The sequence below is a fragment of the Kitasatospora sp. NPDC029312 genome, assembly GCF_055569215.1.
The window spans coordinates 275,824-291,488 of record NZ_JBVHXY010000004.1 but is presented as its reverse complement, the minus strand read 5'-3'; the positions used below and the strand labels follow the sequence as shown (position 1 = coordinate 291,488).

General features: G+C 73.3%; 17 protein-coding genes. 8 read left to right on the top strand and 9 right to left on the bottom strand.

The features are described 5' to 3' along the window. Window positions 1-194: 194 nt before the first annotated feature. Genes ACZ4WV_RS06040 through ACZ4WV_RS06025 form a run of 4 tightly spaced genes read right to left on the bottom strand, consistent with a single transcriptional unit; the run spans window position 195 to window position 3,467 of the window. The gene (locus ACZ4WV_RS06040; protein WP_350746150.1) at window positions 195-605 is read right to left on the bottom strand and encodes a Fur family transcriptional regulator; all 411 of its coding nucleotides are present in this window, start codon (window positions 603-605) and stop codon (window positions 195-197) included. A 35-nt stretch (window positions 606-640) separates the two neighbouring features. Next, window positions 641-1,633: a metal ABC transporter permease gene (locus ACZ4WV_RS06035; RefSeq protein WP_465743247.1), complete on the bottom strand. Its 993-nt coding sequence runs from the start codon at window positions 1,631-1,633 to the stop codon at window positions 641-643. Then, window positions 1,630-2,394, bottom strand: a complete 765-nt coding sequence (locus ACZ4WV_RS06030; protein ID WP_465743245.1) for a metal ABC transporter ATP-binding protein — start codon at window positions 2,392-2,394, stop codon at window positions 1,630-1,632. Before ACZ4WV_RS06030 ends, ACZ4WV_RS06035 begins: the two co-directional genes overlap by 4 nt. Window positions 2,395-2,408: 14 nt before the next feature. After that, window positions 2,409-3,467: a metal ABC transporter substrate-binding protein gene (locus ACZ4WV_RS06025; RefSeq protein ID WP_465743264.1), complete on the bottom strand. Its 1,059-nt coding sequence runs from the start codon at window positions 3,465-3,467 to the stop codon at window positions 2,409-2,411. 182 nt (window positions 3,468-3,649) lie between these two features. Between ACZ4WV_RS06025 and ACZ4WV_RS06020 the strand changes: the two genes are divergently transcribed. After that, window positions 3,650-5,032 (top strand): glycine--tRNA ligase, encoded by a 1,383-nt coding sequence (locus ACZ4WV_RS06020; protein WP_465743243.1) that lies wholly within the window; start codon window positions 3,650-3,652, stop codon window positions 5,030-5,032. 131 nt (window positions 5,033-5,163) lie between these two features. On the opposite strand, the gene ACZ4WV_RS06015 is transcribed toward ACZ4WV_RS06020, so the two are convergent. Both ACZ4WV_RS06015 and ACZ4WV_RS06010 read right to left on the bottom strand, forming a co-directional pair. Beyond that, on the bottom strand, window positions 5,164-6,264 hold the full coding sequence (locus ACZ4WV_RS06015) for a hypothetical protein (RefSeq protein WP_465743241.1): 1,101 nt from the start codon (window positions 6,262-6,264) through the stop codon (window positions 5,164-5,166). Window positions 6,265-6,429: 165 nt separating this feature from the next. Then, a complete protein-coding gene (locus tag ACZ4WV_RS06010) occupies window positions 6,430-7,008 on the bottom strand; it encodes an NADAR family protein (RefSeq protein ID WP_465743239.1) in 579 nt (192 codons plus the stop codon). Between the two features lie 410 nt (window positions 7,009-7,418). On the opposite strand from ACZ4WV_RS06010, the gene ACZ4WV_RS06005 reads away from it, so the two are divergent. The 4 genes from ACZ4WV_RS06005 (at window position 7,419) to ACZ4WV_RS05990 (ending at window position 9,896) form a co-directional block, all read left to right on the top strand. Further along, window positions 7,419-7,640, top strand: coding sequence for a hypothetical protein (locus ACZ4WV_RS06005; RefSeq protein WP_465743237.1), 222 nt, complete (start codon window positions 7,419-7,421; stop codon window positions 7,638-7,640). Between the two features lie 114 nt (window positions 7,641-7,754). After that, window positions 7,755-8,225 carry a hypothetical protein gene (locus tag ACZ4WV_RS06000; RefSeq protein ID WP_465743235.1) on the top strand — a complete coding sequence of 157 codons (471 nt, stop codon included), beginning with the start codon at window positions 7,755-7,757 and terminating at the stop codon, window positions 8,223-8,225. A 102-nt stretch (window positions 8,226-8,327) separates the two neighbouring features. Further along, window positions 8,328-9,269, top strand: coding sequence for a phosphatidylinositol-specific phospholipase C (locus ACZ4WV_RS05995; protein ID WP_465743233.1), 942 nt, complete (start codon window positions 8,328-8,330; stop codon window positions 9,267-9,269). 33 nt (window positions 9,270-9,302) lie between these two features. Beyond that, window positions 9,303-9,896: an alpha/beta fold hydrolase gene (locus ACZ4WV_RS05990; protein WP_465743231.1), complete on the top strand. Its 594-nt coding sequence runs from the start codon at window positions 9,303-9,305 to the stop codon at window positions 9,894-9,896. Between the two features lie 334 nt (window positions 9,897-10,230). On the opposite strand, the gene ACZ4WV_RS05985 is transcribed toward ACZ4WV_RS05990, so the two are convergent. Then, complete coding sequence (locus tag ACZ4WV_RS05985; protein ID WP_465743229.1) at window positions 10,231-11,682, bottom strand: MFS transporter; 1,452 nt, start codon at window positions 11,680-11,682, stop codon at window positions 10,231-10,233. Window positions 11,683-11,792: 110 nt separating this feature from the next. Between ACZ4WV_RS05985 and ACZ4WV_RS05980 the strand changes: the two genes are divergently transcribed. Beyond that, window positions 11,793-12,671 carry a helix-turn-helix transcriptional regulator gene (locus tag ACZ4WV_RS05980; protein WP_465743262.1) on the top strand — a complete coding sequence of 293 codons (879 nt, stop codon included), beginning with the start codon at window positions 11,793-11,795 and terminating at the stop codon, window positions 12,669-12,671. On the opposite strand, the gene ACZ4WV_RS05975 is transcribed toward ACZ4WV_RS05980, so the two are convergent. Both ACZ4WV_RS05975 and ACZ4WV_RS05970 read right to left on the bottom strand, forming a co-directional pair. Next, the gene (locus tag ACZ4WV_RS05975) at window positions 12,668-13,048 is read right to left on the bottom strand and encodes a hypothetical protein (protein ID WP_465743227.1); all 381 of its coding nucleotides are present in this window, start codon (window positions 13,046-13,048) and stop codon (window positions 12,668-12,670) included. The two genes, ACZ4WV_RS05980 and ACZ4WV_RS05975, sit on opposite strands and share 4 nt — an antisense overlap. After that, window positions 13,045-13,689: a hypothetical protein gene (locus ACZ4WV_RS05970; protein ID WP_465743225.1), complete on the bottom strand. Its 645-nt coding sequence runs from the start codon at window positions 13,687-13,689 to the stop codon at window positions 13,045-13,047. Before ACZ4WV_RS05970 ends, ACZ4WV_RS05975 begins: the two co-directional genes overlap by 4 nt. Window positions 13,690-13,929: 240 nt before the next feature. Between ACZ4WV_RS05970 and ACZ4WV_RS05965 the strand changes: the two genes are divergently transcribed. Beyond that, window positions 13,930-15,033, top strand: coding sequence for a sensor histidine kinase (locus ACZ4WV_RS05965; protein ID WP_465743223.1), 1,104 nt, complete (start codon window positions 13,930-13,932; stop codon window positions 15,031-15,033). Continuing rightward, on the top strand, window positions 15,021-15,665 hold the full coding sequence (locus ACZ4WV_RS05960) for a response regulator (RefSeq protein ID WP_465743221.1): 645 nt from the start codon (window positions 15,021-15,023) through the stop codon (window positions 15,663-15,665). The genes ACZ4WV_RS05965 and ACZ4WV_RS05960 overlap by 13 nt, the downstream gene beginning before the upstream one ends.

The following is a 15,665-nucleotide window of genomic DNA, read 5'->3' as shown; positions in this document are numbered from 1 at the left end:
CCCCCCCCCCCCCCCCCCCCCCCCCCCCCCCCCCCCCCCCCCCCCCCCCCCCCCCCCCCCCCCCCCCCCCCCCCCCCCCCCCCCCCCCCCCTCCCACCCCCCCCCCCCCCCCCCCCCCCCCCCCCCCCCCCCCCCCCCCCTCCGCCGTTCGGCCGCCGTGGCGTTCGTACGGGCTGCCCCCGCACGGTCCGTGGCTAGGCCTTCTTCGCGCACTCCGCGCAGGTGCCGAAGATCTCCAGAGTGTGCGCGATGTCGCTGAACCCGTGCTCGGAAGCGACCGAGTTGGCCCAGCGCTCCACCGCGGGCCCCTCCACCTCGACGGTGGCGCCGCAGTGCCGGCAGACCAGGTGGTGGTGGTGCCCGCTGCTGCACCGGCGGTAGACGGCCTCGCCGTCGGCGGTGCGCAGCACGTCCACCTCACCGGCGTCGGCGAGCGACTGGAGCGTGCGGTACACCGTGGTCAGACCGACGGAGTCCCCGCGGTGCTTGAGCAGGTCGTGGAGCTCCTGCGCGCTGCGGAAGTCCGCGATCTCGTCCAGGGCCGCCGATACGGCGGCACGCTGCCGGGTCGATCGGGCGCGCGGCGACGGGCCTGCGGTGGTCACCGTGGGTCCTCCTGGGGTCGTGGGCGTCTCGCACCTCATTGTGCCAGTCCGGCCCGCCGCTCCGGAGTGCCCGCGTCGGAGGGGCTGTTTTCGGGGATCAAGTCGGGGACCAAGTCCGGGATCTCCGGCATCGGCTCCCGGGCCCGGTCCCGGGCCGGGCCGGGGATCCGGACGTCGCAGACCGTCGGCCCCGGGGCGTCACCGCGCCGGCGGTGGCGGCGCCGGGCGAGCGGCGCGGCGATCACGCTGAACACCGCGAAGACCGCGATGGCGAGCAGCACGATGGCCGGGCCGGACGGCACGTCGAGCTGGTAGGAGCCGGTGACGCCGGCCAGCGAGACCCCCACGCCGAGCGCGATGGCGGCGGCCTGGGTGGCGGCGAAGGAGCGGGTGAGCTGCTGGGCGGCGACCACCGGAACCACCATCAGGGCGCTGACCAGCAGCAGTCCGACCACCCGCATGGCGACGGTGACGGTGACGGCGGCCATCACCGCGAGCAGCAGGTTGAGGGTGCGCACCGGCAGGCCGGTGACCCTGGCGAAGTCCTCGTCCTGGCAGATCGCGAAGAGCTGGCGGCGCAGGCCGACGGTGACCGCGATGACCACCGCGCCGAGCACGGCGATGGTGATGAGGTCCGCGGGGGCGACGGTGAGGATCGACCCCCACAGGTAGCTCTCCAGCGAGCCGGCCCCGGCCTGGGCGGAGAGCGAGACGAGCAGCTTGCCGCAGGCCATGCCGCCGTAGAAGAGCATCGCGAGGGCGATGTCGCCGCGCTGGTTGCCGCGGGAGCGGACCAGCTCCATGGTGACCGCGCCGAGCACGCAGACCAGCACGGCCATCCAGACCGGGCTGGTCTGGAAGATGAAGCCGAGGCCGACGCCGGTCATCGCGACGTGGCCCATGCCGTCGCCCATCAGGGCCTGGCGGCGCTGCACCAGGTAGATGCCGACGGCGGGGGCGGTGATCCCGACCAGCACGGCGGCGAGCAGGGCGCGCTGCATGAAGTCGTAGGAGAGCATCTCGGTCATGCGAGCAGCCTCGGCGGGGTGAGGTCGGCGTGCGGGTGGACGTGGTCGTGGCCGGGCAGGGCGTGCAGGCCGGTGTTGGGGACGGGCGGGCCGTCGTGGGCGACGCAGCCGTCCCGCAGCACCACGACGCGGTCGATCAGCGGCTCCAGTGGCCCGAGTTCGTGCAGGACGAGGAGGACGGAGGCGCGGCGGGCGGCCTCTGCGCGGAGGATGTCGGCGAGTGCCTGCTGGCTGGCCGCGTCCACGCCGGCCATCGGCTCGTCCATGATCAGCAGGTCGGGCCGGCCGACCAGGGCGCGGGCGATCAGCACCCGCTGCTGCTGGCCGCCGGACAGGTCGGCGACGCCGTCCCCGGCCCGGTCCAGCATGCCGACGGCGGCCAGGGTGCGGTCCACCGCGGAGCGGTCGGCGCGGCGGAAGGGCAGCAGCCGGTGCTGCGGCAGCCGGCCGGTGGAGACGACCTCGCGCACGGTCGCCGGGACGCCGGAGGCGGCGGTGGTGCGCTGCGGGACGTACCCGATCCGGTGCCAGGCGCGGAAGGAGGCGTACGGCGTGCCGAACAGCTCCAGGGTGCCCTGCTCCAGCGGCACCGAGCCGGTCACGGCCTTGACGGTGGTGGACTTGCCGGAGCCGTTGGCGCCGAGCAGCGCGACGACCTCGCCGGGTTCGACGGTGAGGTCCACGCCGCGCAGCACCGGTCGGCCGCCGCGCGAGGCGACGGCGTCCCGGAGGCGGACGGCCGGGGGTATCGGATCGGTCATCGTGCTGCGTCCTGTCAGCTGGTGGCGGCGGCGCCGGCGGTGGCGCTGGGGGTCGCGGCGGCGGGCGCGGTCGCGGGGGCGGCCGAGGTGGCGGGGGCGGCGGCGGTGGCGCCGAGGGCGGTCTGGAGGTTGGCCAGGTTCTGCTTCATGACGGTGAGGTAGTCGTCCTTGGCGGGGTCCTTGACGCCCTCCAGCGGGTCCAGCACGGCGGTCTTCAGGCCGAGGTCCTTGGCGACGGTCTCGGCGAGCTTGGGGCTGACCAGGGTCTCGAAGAAGACCGTGGTGACGCCGTTGTCCTTGGCGGCCTTCTGCACCTCGGCGAGGCGGGCCGGGGTGGGCTCGGACTCGGGGTCGACGCCGTTGACGGCGACCTGGGTGAGGCCGTAGTGGTCGGCGAGGTAGCCGAAGGCGGCGTGGCTGGTGACGAAGGTCCTGGTCTTGGCGTCCTTCAGCCCGTTCGTGAAGTCCTGGTCCAGCGCGGTGAGCTTGGTGACCAGCTCGTCGGTGTTCTTCCGGTAGTCCTCGGCGTGGGCCGGGTCGACCTTGGCGAACTCGTCGCCGACGCTCTTGGCGATCGCGGCGTAGCGGGTCGGGTCGAGCCAGATGTGCGGGTCGCCGGCCGGGCCCTCGTGCTGGTGGCCGGTTTCGGTGGTCTCCTCGTCGAGGTGGTGGTCGACCAGCGGGCTGGCGGCGGTGGCGTCGACCTTGTGCTTGCCGGAGGACTGGCTGACGGCCTGGTCGACGGTGGGCTGCAGGCCCTTGAGGTAGAGCACCGCGTCGGCCTTCTGGACGCTCGCGACCTGCTTGGCGGTGAGCTCCAGGTCGTGCGGCTCGACGCCGGGCGCGGTGAGGTCGGTGACCGAGACGTGGTCCTTGCCGATCTGCTGGGCCAGGAACTCCATCGGGTAGAAGGACGCGACGACGTTCAGCTTGCCGTCCGCACCCTTGGCGCCGCTGCTTCCGCCGCAGGCCGTGAGGGCGAGCGAGGCGGTGAGAGCGGTGGCGGCCAGGGCCATGGAGCGGCGGGCACGGCGGGTGCGGCGGCGAGACTGTCCGATCATCATGACAATCATTCTCATCTTATCTGGAAATGATTGTCAACTCACTCCGACGGGTGAACGGCGGATGGCGGAGGGGGGTGGGCGGCGGACGATACCGATTTGAACCCCGTACCCATATGGCCGGTAACCTGAGGTATTCGGGTACGCGCAACCAGCCGTGCCCTGACCGTGCCGTACGTACTGAAGAGAGCACTGTGGCCGCCGACAAGATCGACACGATCGTCAGCCTGAGCAAGCGCCGTGGCTTCGTCTACCCCTGCAGCGAGATCTACGGCGGCACGCGTGCCGCCTGGGACTACGGGCCGCTGGGTGTCGAGCTCAAGGAGAACATCAAGCGCCAGTGGTGGCGCGCGATGGTGCAGGCCCGTGAGGACGTCGTCGGACTCGACTCGTCGGTGATCCTCGCCCGCGAGGTCTGGGAGGCCTCCGGCCACGTCGCCACCTTCAACGACCCGCTGACCGAGTGCCTCTCCTGCCACAAGCGCCACCGGGCCGACCACCTGGAGGAGAAGTACGAGGCCAAGCACGGCTTCCCGCCGCCGAACGGCCTCAAGGACGTGAACTGCCCCGACTGCGGCACCAAGGGCCAGTTCACCGAGCCCAAGGACTTCTCGGGCATGCTGAAGACCCACCTCGGCGTCACCGAGGAGGCCAGCGGCCTGGCGTACCTGCGCCCCGAGACCGCCCAGGGCATCTTCACCAACTTCAAGGCCGTCCAGACCACTTCGCGCAAGAAGCCGCCGTTCGGCATCGCCCAGACCGGCAAGAGCTTCCGCAACGAGATCACCCCCGGCAACTTCATCTTCCGCACCCGCGAGTTCGAGCAGATGGAGATGGAGTTCTTCGTCAAGCCGGGTGAGGACGAGCAGTGGCACGAGTACTGGCTCCAGCAGCGCTGGGACTGGTACGTCGACCTCGGCCTGCGCACCGAGAACATGCGCTTCTTCGAGCACCCGAAGGAGAAGCTGTCCCACTACGCCAAGCGCACGGTGGACATCGAGTACCGCTTCAACTTCGGCGGCTCCGAGTTCTCCGAGCTCGAGGGCATCGCCAACCGCACCGACTACGACCTGACGGTGCACAGCAACGCCTCCGGCCAGGACCTGAAGTACTACGACCAGGAGTCCGGCGAGCGGTACTTCCCGTACGTCATCGAGCCGGCGGCCGGCCTCAACCGTGCCATGCTGGCCTTCCTGATCGACGCCTACTTCGAGGACGAGGCGCCGAACGCCAAGGGCGTCATGGAGAAGCGCGTCGGCATGCGGCTCGACCCGCGCCTGGCCCCGGTCAAGGTCGCCGTCCTGCCGCTGTCCCGCAACGCCGAGCTCTCCCCGAAGGCCCGTGGCCTGGCCGCCGACCTGCGCACCGCCTGGAACGTCGAGTTCGACGACGCCGGCGCGATCGGCAAGCGCTACCGCCGCCAGGACGAGATCGGCACGCCGTTCTGCGTGACGGTCGACTTCGACACCCTTGAGGACAACGCGGTGACCGTCCGCGACCGCGACACCATGTCGCAGGAGCGCGTGTCGCTCGACCAGGTCAAGGCCTACCTGGCCGCGCGCCTGATCGGCTGCTAGTCCGGACTCCGGTCCGGGAAGCCCCCGCCGCCCTGGTTCCCGGGGCGGCGGGGGCTCTCTGCTGTCCGGGGGAGGGCCCGGTGAGTGGGAGAGGCGGCGCCTCGGAGGGCGGCGAGTGGGAGGGCGGCGCCCTACCGCCGGCCCCAGCGGGAGCGGGGAGTGGCGGGCGGCGCGGTCGGGAGGCCGGCGCTGCGGAGGGCGGCGAGGGTGGTCCGGTGGCGGGCCCCGTCGGCGAGCAGCGCGCCCAGCAGTTGGCCGTAGAGGTCCGGGGCGCCGGCCAGGGCCGCGGCCAGGTGGACCAGCTCGACGGGCGGCCGCAGGGTGACCAGTTCGGTCAGCAGGAGCGTGACGAGCGCCGGCGGGAGTTCGACGGCGAGCTCGGCGAGGTCGGCGGTGGGGCGGCCGGCGGCCTGGCGGAGCAGGGTGCGGACGTCGCCGGGGCGGCCGTACTGCTGGAGGCAGGCGGCGAGGGAGGTCAGCTCGGCGGTCGGGGCGGAGCCCCACTCCCAGAGCAGGGTGGCGCCGTCGGCGTGCTGCCCGGCCCGCTCCAGCGCGGCGAGGAGATCGGGGATCGCGGCCGCCGGGTAGGCCCAGAAGGCGTGGAACAGTTCCGCCGCCTCCTCGGCCAGCCCCAGTTCGCGCAGCTCCGCCAGCACGGCGACGGCGTGGTCCGGGGCGCTGCGGGCGGCGGCCCGGGCGAGGTGGAGCGAGGCGCCGGTCGGTCCGCGCCGGGCGAGCATGCCGACCAGGAGGGCGGTGTCGGCGGGCTCGAGGCGGGCGGCGGCCTGGTTCAGCAGTTCCTCGGCCTCGGGGGCGGCACCGCCGCGGTGGAGGGTGGTGATCCGCTCGGTGAGGCTGCCCAGGTCGGGCCGGATGGGCGGTGGCGGTGGCGGGGCCTGTCTCGGCTGAGCCTGTCTCGGCTGGGGCGCGGGATCCTCCGGGGAGGGCTGGCGGCGTCTGAGCCGGATCTCCAACTCCTCCAGTCTGTCGCTCAGTTGGAGGCAGCGGGCGCCCAGCCCGGCGCGGAGGGCGCGCGCCTGGGCGAGTTGCCGCAGCAGGTCCCCGTCCGGTCGGTGGCGGCCCGGGGCGGCCCGTATCGCCTCGTTCAGCCGCCGTTCGCGCTGGCTCGCGTAACGGCTCGCTCGGAGTAACTCGTCCAGCTCGGCTCGGAGTTCGGCGGCCGCTTGCTCGTCCTCCGGCTGCCGGCCCGCGGATTCTTCCGTCGACCGCATGCGCATGATCGCCCCAACCTGTCCATCCAGACCCTGACTGCGGGACATCCTCGCGTCGTTATGTGGCGGGCGAGTTAAGGGAGCGCGACCAGTCGTGTGTGAGTGGTGTCAGGGGGCGCGCAAGGGGCGGCCGTCGCGAGGAGCGCGCCGGTCCCTCTGGGGGCCTCATCGTGCCAGCCGCGCCCGCGCCTCCATCAGCGCGAAGCCGAGCAGGTTCAACCCCCGCCACTCCAGCGGGCGTTCGGCTCGGACGTCGTCCGCGACGAGCCCGATGCCCCAGATCCGGTCCAGCGGACTGGCCTCGACCAGGACGCGGTCACCGGTGCCCAGCAGGTAGGCGCGCAACGCCTCGTCCTGGCCGAACTTCGCGACGTTGCCCTCGACCACCAGCTCGAACCGCTTGGCCGCCCACACCCGGTCGTCGAAGTCCCTGACCAGCCGGCCCAGCTTCTTCGCCTCGGCGGGCGTGCGGGCCTCGAGGATGCGCTGCTCGACGGGCTCGTCCCCGAACATCCGGGCCTTGCCGGCCATCATCCAGTGCTCGGCGGACGCGTACGTCACCCCGTCGACGGTGAACCGCCCCGGCCACCACTGGCTCAGGCACTCCCGGCGCGTCCCACCGCCCTTGCGCTCGGTGTGGCCCCAGAACAACACCCATTTCGGCCGCGCCCCGGTGGCCATCAGGGCGGCTAGATCCTCGCGGTTGCGGACGTCCGCGAATTCCCCCACATGCTGCTCGCTCATATCGTCATCCTGACACGAAGCCCGGGAGCGGCCCACCGGATTTCCGAACGGGTTCGCTTGCCGCATGTGGCCTAGACCAATGGCTGGATTGGGGTGGTGGCCCGGCCGGGCTGAGCGCCGCACTCCCGAGGCATCCGCCCGTGGCCGCTCCGGCCGATGAGCCGCGGAGGGCCGTGTTCCGACCCGGGTCCTTCGTCGACGGACCCATCCGTCCGGATCGCCGGCCTCCAGGGCGCACCGCAGCCCGCCATCCGTCGACGCCCTCCATGCCGCCGCGGTTCCGACGGCTTCCGGCCGAATTGGTCTCGACCATTGCCCTGGGGGATCGCTGTGAAGGAAGCTGCTCCCCGAGCACCGGACCACCACGACCGGAGCCCGATCCCCCGGAACCGGAAGGAAGCAACACGCCCATGCGCACAGCGATTTCGACCCTGAGCCTGACCGGGCTGCTGGCCGCAGCCGTCCTGTTGGTCGCCCCCTCCGCCCAGGCCGCCGGGTACGTCTACGTCGGCATGTACCCGAGCGCCGCCGCCTGCGACGCGGCCGGCAAGGCCTACGTGGCCCGGGGCGCGGCGGTCAGCTACTTCTGCGACGTCGCCCCGAACACGGCCCGCCTGTCCATCTGGACCTGACGGACACCACCCGGCGGCCGCCTGGCCGCCCGGCACTGAACCGGCCAGGCGGTCACCCGTCCGCCGGGCCCGGCAGGGGGACCGAATAAGGGGTGACACTTCAGCCTGGCGGCGGTGACGGCCGTCCTCGCCGCCAGGAAGGTGATCGCGCGGGTCGGCCTGACCCGGGTGATCCCGGTCTTCGGCCCGGTCGCGGCCGCCACCCTGTTCCTGATCCCGGCGGCCTCGCTCGGCTTCGCACTGCCGGTGCTGATCACCTACCAGCTGGTGTTCGGCTTCTGTGCGACGGTGTGGGCCGTCAGTTCGGTGACGCTCCAACAACTGCTCTCCCCGCCGGACCGGCTCGGCCGGGTGCTCGGCCTGTCCCGCTCGCTGGGCCGGCTCGTCATGCCGGTCGGCGCCCTGCTGGGCGGCGCCCTGGCCGGGGTGGCCGGCACCACCCGGGCGCTGACCGTCTTCGCCTCGATCGCCCTCGCCGGGACCCTCGTGGCCGCCAGGACCCGGCCCCCAGCCGTGCTGCCCGAGGAGAACCGGACACGTCCAAGCGCAGGACTGCCCTCGGCACCGGCGCCACCAGCGGCGTGATCCGGGGTTCCGCGGTGTCCCGGGGGTTTCGTGATCAGCCCGTCGGAGCAAACCCGGTGGAGGAAACGCCAGTTCGAGCTCGGCCGAGTCGAAGGAGCGCCCGTGAGCAGCCCCACCCGTCGAGACGTCCTGCGCTGGGGAGCCGCCGTGCTGCCGGCCGCCGGCGGACTGCTACTGCCGGCAACGGCCCGGGCCGTCGGGGCCGTCGGTGCCGTTGATCCGGGGGCCTGGATGGCCGCCCTGGCCGATGCCACCCCGCTGACGGCCCTGACCATCCCCGGCACCCACGACTCCTGCTGCACCGACCCGTGGCACGGCACCGAGTGGTCCCACACCCAGAACTGGGGCGTGCCCGAGCAACTCCTGCGCGGCATCCGCTTCCTGGACATTCGCTGCAACGGCCTGGCCGGCACCGCCGACGAGCTCGGCATCTACCACAGCGACAACTACCAGTACCTGCGCCTCCAGGACGTCCTCGACCAGTGCCGGGCCTTCCTCGCCGCACACCCGGGCGAAGTCCTGGTGATGCGGCTCAGGAACGAGTACGCGGGCGGCAACCGCCTCGAAGCCCCCGAGTTCCAGCGCCGGATCAACCACTACCTCGACGACCTCGGCTACCGCCCGCTGTTCTGGACCAGCCCCTCCTGGCCCACCCTCGGCCAGGCCCGCGGCCGCGTCGTGCTCGCCGCGGACTTCGCCAACCCGTGGTCGGTCATCCAGTGGTCCAGCGGCACCAACGCCTGGTTCGCCACCCAGGACACCTTCCAGGGCATCAGCCTGGCCGCCAAGTCCCGGGCCGTCACCGACTGGTTCGAACGCGCCTACTACGACCAGGGCTCGGCGCGGATGTACGTCAACTTCACCAGCTACGCCAACGGCGGCTGGCCCAAGGTCAACGCCGACGCCATCCTCCCGCCCGTCCGCGACTACCTCGCCCGCCGCAGCCGGCAGCCCGCCCACTTCGGCATCGTCCCGATGGACTTCCCAGACTTCCACACCGACGTCCTGCAACTCCTCCTCGACAAGAACTTCATCCCCCGCTGACCGCCCGGGCCCCCGGCGGATACCCTGCGGCGCATGCCCGATTCCGCTTCCCTGACCCTCCCCACCCGCTACGCCGCTGACCCCGACCGCGTCGCACTCGTCCTGCCCGGCACGGGCTACTCGCCCGCCCGGCCGCTACTGCACTTCGCCCGCGCCGTCCTGCTCCGGCACGGCTGGACGGTTCAGGAGCTGTGGTGGCAACTTCCCCACGACTTTGCGGACTTCGCGATGGAGGAGCGCATCGCCTGGGTGGAGCGGCAGGTCGCCGAGGCGGTCGACGCCGAGCACGGCGCCTGCCGCCTGCTGGTGGGCAAGTCCCTCGGCTGCTTCGCCGCCGCCCTGGCCGCCGACCGGGGGCTCGCGGCGGCCTGGCTGACGCCCGTCCTCACCATGGACCACGTGGCCCGCTCCCTCGCCCGGGCCAAGGCGCCGACCCTGCTCGTCGGCGGCAGCGCCGACCGGCTGTGGGACCGCCGGACCGCCGACGCGACCGGCCACGAGGTACTGGAACTGCCCGGCGCCGACCACGGCCTGGAACGCGATGACGACCCGCTCGGCTCGGTCGACCTCCTGCGGCACGTCGTCGAGCGGTTGGACCACTTCGTCGGCTCGCTCGCCGACCGCTGAGACTCGGGCACGAGGCGGAGCTTGAGGCGGTGCAGGAGCCGAGGTGGATCACTGGTCCTTCTTCCTCCCGCATGGCGTGGAGGGCCTCGGCGGCCGGGGGAAGCCGGGCGTCGAGCGCGGGCGGGGTCCAGTCGGCCAGCCCACTGGAGGTGCTGGACAGTGACTCTGACTGTCCTGCGACGCACGTCAGAACGCTCCGTGCGGCGGTTTCACGCGAAGAAGTGCCGCCGGTGCGCGTGGAACGGCCCGGCGCGGAACGGCCCCGCGATCGGCGGAGTTGCCGTCCGCGGGGCCGGTGATCGCCGTCGCGCGGGGCCCGGTGGGGCCGGCGGGGTCAGCCGATGGTGCGGGGGAGGCGGGTGGTCAGGTACAGGATGGTGAAGGAGCCCAGCAGTTGGATGCCCAGGCACAGGGCGAGCGCCTTGTCCATGCCGAGGCTGGGAGAGAGGGACAGGTAGAGGGTGCCGAGGGTGGCGACGCCGAGCGCGAGGCTGGACTGCTGGCTGGTGGCGAGGACGCCGCTGCCGACGCCGGCCCGGGTGGCGGGCACCTTGGAGAGGACGACCCGGAACAGCGGGGTGCCGATCAGGCCCTGCCCGATGCCGGCGAGCGCGACGCCGGGGGCCATCCGCAGCGGGGAGAAGTGCGACCAGTCGGCGAGGATGGTCAGCGCGAGGGTGGCGAGACCGGCGGCCTGGATGACGGCGCCCGCGCTGAGCACCCGGCTGCCCCAGCGGCCGATCAGCCGGGGGCCGGCCAGTGAGGCGCTGAAGTAGCCGACGGCCATCGGGACGAGCGCCCAGCCGGCCGCGATCACGCCGAGGTGGAGGCCCTGCTGGATGGCGACGGCGATGTTGAACATGAAGCCGCCGAAGCCCGCGAAGTAGGGGAGCGCGATGCCGAGGCCGCGCCGCATCTCGGGGATCCGCAGCAGGGTCGGCGGCACCAGCGGGGTGTCCCCGCGCTGCTCGGCGCGGCGCTCGACCAGGGCGAAGGCGACGGCCAGCACCGGGAACAGCGCGAGCATCAGCCAGGACCAGAGCGGCCAGCCGGCCGCGCGGCCCTCCATCAGCGGGATGAGCAGGGCGAGCAGGGTGGCGGTGAGCAGGACGGTGCCGACCACGTCGACCCGGGCCGCCTGGGCGGCCCTGCTCTCCGGCACGTACCGGACGGCCAGCACCACGGCGAGCAGCGCGAACGGCACGTTCAGCAGGAAGACCGAGCGCCACCCGGTGCCGAAGAGGTCGGCGGCGACGAGCATCCCGCCGAGCACCTGGCCGATCACCACGGAGATCCCGCCGACGGCGCCGTAGACGCTGAGCGCGCGGCCGCGCCGGGCGCCGTCGGTGGCGGCGGTGATGGTGCCGAGCACCTGGGGGATCAGCAGCGCCGACGAGGCGCCCTGGGCGGCCCGGGCGGCGACCAGGGACCACGCGTCGGGGGCGAGGCCGCAGGCCAGCGAGGTGAGGGCGAAGGCGACGGCGCCGGCGACGAAGAGCCTGCGGCGGCCGAAGATGTCGCCGAGCCGCCCGCCGAGGACGAGCAGGACGGCGAAGGCGATGCCGTAGCCGGCGGCGACGAGTTCCAGGACGGCGGGTCCGGCGGCCAGGTCCTGGTCGATGGTGGGCAGGGCGACGTTGACGATGAAGAAGTCGAGCATCGGCAGGAAGGCCCCGAGCAGGACGGTGACCAGCCCGGCGGTGCCGAGGGCGGGGGTGCGCGGGGCGGCTGCGGCGGTGTTCCGGGTCAGGGTCGGGGCCGGGGCGACGGCGAGTCGTTGAGTCACGGGTCATACGATCCGCCTCTTCCTACCCTGGTACCAGAGAGTGGTTATCCAGGTATAAGAAGTACCTGGCAACAGGATCCGGACTGCCGCATGCTGGGACCATGAGCCTGATGACCCCGGTCGCGCAAGCCCGTCCCGGTTCGGCCGGGACGCCCCGCAGCACCTCCGACGACGCCCGCCGGCACGACCTGGCGGCGTTCCTGCGCAGCCGCCGGGAACGCATCGCGCCGGAGCAGGTGGGCCTGCCGATGACCGGCCGCCGCCGCACCCCCGGCCTGCGCCGCGAGGAGGTCGCGCAGCTCGCCGCCGTGGGGGTCACCTGGTACACGTGGCTGGAGCAGGGCCGGGACATCCAGGTGTCCACCCAGGTGCTGGACGCGGTGGCCCGGGCGCTGCTGCTGGACCCGAGCGAGCGGGCGCACCTGTTCACCCTGGCCGGCGCGGAGGACCCGACGCCGATCCTGGACTGCCCGTCGGTGACGCCGAGCGTGCGACTGCTGCTGGACCAGCTCTCGCCGTACCCGGCGGTGGTGCTCAACGCCCGCTACGACGTGCTGGCGTACAACGCGCAGTACACCGGCTTCGTCGGCCGGCTGGACGAACTGCCGCCCGAGGACCGGAACCTGATGTGGCTGGCGTTCACCGACTCGCGGTTCCGCGAGGTGCTGATCGACTACCGGAGGGAACGCCTCGGCATGGTGGCCCGCTACCGCGCCGCGATGGCCGACCACTCCGCCGAGCCGGCCTGGAAGGCGCTGCTCTGCCGGCTGCGCAAGGCGTCGCCGGACTTCGAGGAGGAGTGGCAGCGGCACGAGGTGATGCGGCCGGGAAACGGGATCAAGCGCTTCCAGGTCCCGGGCGTGGGCCTGCTGCGCTGCGAGTACACCAACTTCTGGCTCGGCCCCCGGCTCGGCACGCGGATGGTCACGTACACCCCGCTGGACGACGAGACCCGCGCCCTGATGGACGCGCTGCCCGCCACCCTCTAGCTGCGTACCGCCTCCCGGCCGAGCAGCAGGCACACCGCCGCCAGCGGAAGTTCGACGAAGAACGCCATCATCAGCGCGGCCAGGACCGCGTGGCCCGGCCCGGCGAGGGCGATGTCGGCCAGCGCGTCCCCGGCGAGCAGCAGGGCCACCGCCGTGCCCGCCCACAGGGCGGCGGCGCTGCGCCGCAGTAGGAGCGTGTCCAGCGACAGCAGGCCCGCGAACTCCAGCAGGTCGAGCACCACCCACGGGGTCTCGTGGTTGACGGCCAGGACCATCAGCCACGGCAGCAGGCCGACGGCCGCCAGCCGCGGCAGCTGCCGCAGGCGCTCCGGCAGGGCGTACGCCGGGGCGGCGCCCTGGACGACGGCGAGGGTCATGCCGCACCCTCGCCGGCCGTGACCTGCCGCGCCCGCACCCGCCGCAGCGGTAGCCGTTCGGCCGGACCGCCCGCCGGGTGCCCGACCAGCACCGCGTCGAAGGGGCCGTGCGCCCAGGCCAGCCAGAAGCACCCGGCGACCGTGACCACCTCGGCCGCGAAGGCCGTGCGGCCCGTGCGGTCCGCGCGTGCCGTACGGACCCCACGGACCCCACGGAACGGCCGCCGCCCGCCGTTGATGAACACCACGGAGGGCACCGTGCCGTCGAGCGGCAGCCGTCCCCAGGCGAGCACGTGGGAGCGGTTCCCCCCGGACGGGCTGCGCCGGGCGCCGCGCACCAGCTGCGGCGCGAGCCGGGCGGCGACCAGAACGTCGGTCAACTCACCGTTCTGGTAGAGCTCCAGCGCGGCGCGGCCGCGGCCGGCACCGACGCTGCGGACCGTCCAGGGCCCGGCGCCGGCCGGCAGCGTCCCCGCCGACTCGGACTCGGAGTCCGAATCCCACTCAGACTCCAGGTCCGGCTCCGGCTTCGGCTCCGGTCCCGACACCGGGCGGGCCGCGCCCCCGGTAACACCCCCGTGGCTCCCGGGGACGGGCCGCCCGTGCGGCGGAGTGGCGGAGTGCGATGCGGTGCTCGTCATGCCCCCAAGCCTTCCGTCGGGCACCGCCCCCTGTCGGTGGTGTGCCACACCGAATCGGGGGTGTACCTAGCTACACCCCCGCTCTGCACACCCCTTCATGGCGGCTGTTGATCACCGGGCCCTACGCTGGGCGGCATGCCCTCCACCACGTTGCGCCGAGCGCTCGTCAGGAGCCTCCGGCGCCCACCGTGGTCGGCCGACGCCTGGCGGGACACCCGTTTCATAGCCGCCGGAATACCCATGGCCTTGCCGGTCTGGCTGGGCGTCACCGACTCCGCGCTGCTCTTCCCGGGCCTCGCCGTCGCCCTGGTCTGCACCCGCCCGCTGACCGCCGCCCAGCGAGCCCGCCTGCGCGCCCTGCGCGGGGTGGAGGTGCCGCCGCCGGCCGCCGGCCGCCGGATCCCTCTGCTGGGCCTGACCTGGCCGCAGACCCTCTACCACCTGGGGGCCGGCCCGCTGCTGGCGGCGGGCGCGTTCGCGGTGCTGTACGCCTGGGCCGTGGCGCTGGTGCTGGCCACCCTGTACGGCTGGATCTGGCTGATGCCCCCGGACACCGGGCTGCGCTCGGACCTGGCGGGGCTGGACGTCGAGCTCACGGTCGGCGGGGTGCTGCTGCTGCTCGCGCTGCCCTGGGCGGTGACGCTGATGGCCCGCCTGGAGGTGTGGGCGGCGCAGCGGCTGCTCGGGCCCAACCGGGCGGAGAAGCTGGAGCGGCGGGTCGAGGAGATCGCCGAGAGCCGGGCCGGGCTGGTCGACGCCGTGGACGCCGAGCGGCGCCGGATCGAACGCGACCTGCACGACGGCGCCCAACAGCGCCTCACCTCCCTCGCGATGAACCTCGGCCTGGCCCGGCGCACCCTCAAGGAGTGCCCGCCCGACGCCATGCAGGTGATCGTCGACGCCCACGAGGAGGCGCAGGCCGCCATCGACGAGCTGCGTGACCTGGTCCGCGGTCTGCATCCGGCCGTTCTGGAGGACCGCGGCCTGGACGCGGCGCTCTCCGGTATCGCCGCCCGTGCTCCGCTGCCGGTGCGCCTGGACGTCGAACTCTCCGAGCCGGTCGCCCCGACCGTCGAGGCGGTCGCGTACTTCACCGTCTCCGAGGCGCTGACCAACGTGGCCAAGCACGCCCGGGCCGGCCGGGTGGACCTCTCGGTGCGGACGGCCGGCGGCCGGCTGCGGCTGGTCATCAGCGACGACGGCGTGGGCGGCGCGGACCCCTCGCGCGGCACCGGGCTGACGGGTCTGCGCAAGCGTGCCGCCTCGGTCGACGGCACGCTGGCCGTTCTCAGCCCCCTCGGGGGCCCCACCACCATCACCGTGGAGTTGCCGTGCGCGCTGTGATCGCCGAGGACTCGGTCCTGCTGAGGGTAGGCCTGGTCAAGGTCCTGGAGGCGGTGGGATTCGAGGTGGTGGCCGCCGTCGGGGACGCCGAGGAACTGCTGGCCGCCGTCGGGGAGCACCGCCCGAAGGTGGTGGTCGCGGACGTCCGGATGCCTCCGGGCTTCACCGACGAGGGCGTGCGGGCCGCGCTGGTGATCCGCCGGCAGTGGCCGGAGGTCGCCGTGCTGCTGCTCTCCCAGTACGTGGAGGAGCGCTACGCCGCCGATCTGCTGGCCACCAACACCAGCGGCGTCGGCTACCTGCTCAAGCAGCGGGTCGCCAACGTGGACGACTTCGTGGACGCGCTCCAGCGGGTCGCCGAGGGCGGCACCGCGCTGGACCCGGAGGTGGTCGCCCAGCTGCTGGTGCGCCGGCACCGGGATCCGCTGGAGAAGCTGACGCCCCGCGAGCGGGACGTGCTCGCCCTGATGGCCGAGGGCCGCTCCAACGCCGCGATCGCCGCCGCGCTGGTGGTCAGCGACAGCGCGGTCGCCAAGCACATCAACTCGATCTTCACCAAGCTCGACCTGCCGCCGGCCGAGGACAGCCACCGCCGGGTGATGGCGGTGCTGCGGTTCCTGGAGGTCGGGTGA

Coding starts and splice junctions, on each gene's coding strand:
- ACZ4WV_RS06035 (WP_465743247.1), bottom strand. CDS start 1,633: ATGACCGAGATGCTCTCCTACGACTTCATGCAGCGCGCCCTGCTCGCC.
- ACZ4WV_RS06030 (WP_465743245.1), bottom strand. CDS start 2,394: ATGACCGATCCGATACCCCCGGCCGTCCGCCTCCGGGACGCCGTCGCC.
- ACZ4WV_RS06025 (WP_465743264.1), bottom strand. CDS start 3,467: ATGATTGTCATGATGATCGGACAGTCTCGCCGCCGCACCCGCCGTGCC.
- ACZ4WV_RS06015 (WP_465743241.1), bottom strand. CDS start 6,264: ATGCGGTCGACGGAAGAATCCGCGGGCCGGCAGCCGGAGGACGAGCAA.
- ACZ4WV_RS06010 (WP_465743239.1), bottom strand. CDS start 7,008: ATGAGCGAGCAGCATGTGGGGGAATTCGCGGACGTCCGCAACCGCGAG.
- ACZ4WV_RS06005 (WP_465743237.1), top strand. CDS start 7,419: ATGCGCACAGCGATTTCGACCCTGAGCCTGACCGGGCTGCTGGCCGCA.
- ACZ4WV_RS05990 (WP_465743231.1), top strand. CDS start 9,303: ATGCCCGATTCCGCTTCCCTGACCCTCCCCACCCGCTACGCCGCTGAC.
- ACZ4WV_RS05980 (WP_465743262.1), top strand. CDS start 11,793: ATGACCCCGGTCGCGCAAGCCCGTCCCGGTTCGGCCGGGACGCCCCGC.
- ACZ4WV_RS05975 (WP_465743227.1), bottom strand. CDS start 13,048: ATGACCCTCGCCGTCGTCCAGGGCGCCGCCCCGGCGTACGCCCTGCCG.
- ACZ4WV_RS05970 (WP_465743225.1), bottom strand. CDS start 13,689: ATGACGAGCACCGCATCGCACTCCGCCACTCCGCCGCACGGGCGGCCC.
- ACZ4WV_RS05965 (WP_465743223.1), top strand. CDS start 13,930: ATGGCCTTGCCGGTCTGGCTGGGCGTCACCGACTCCGCGCTGCTCTTC.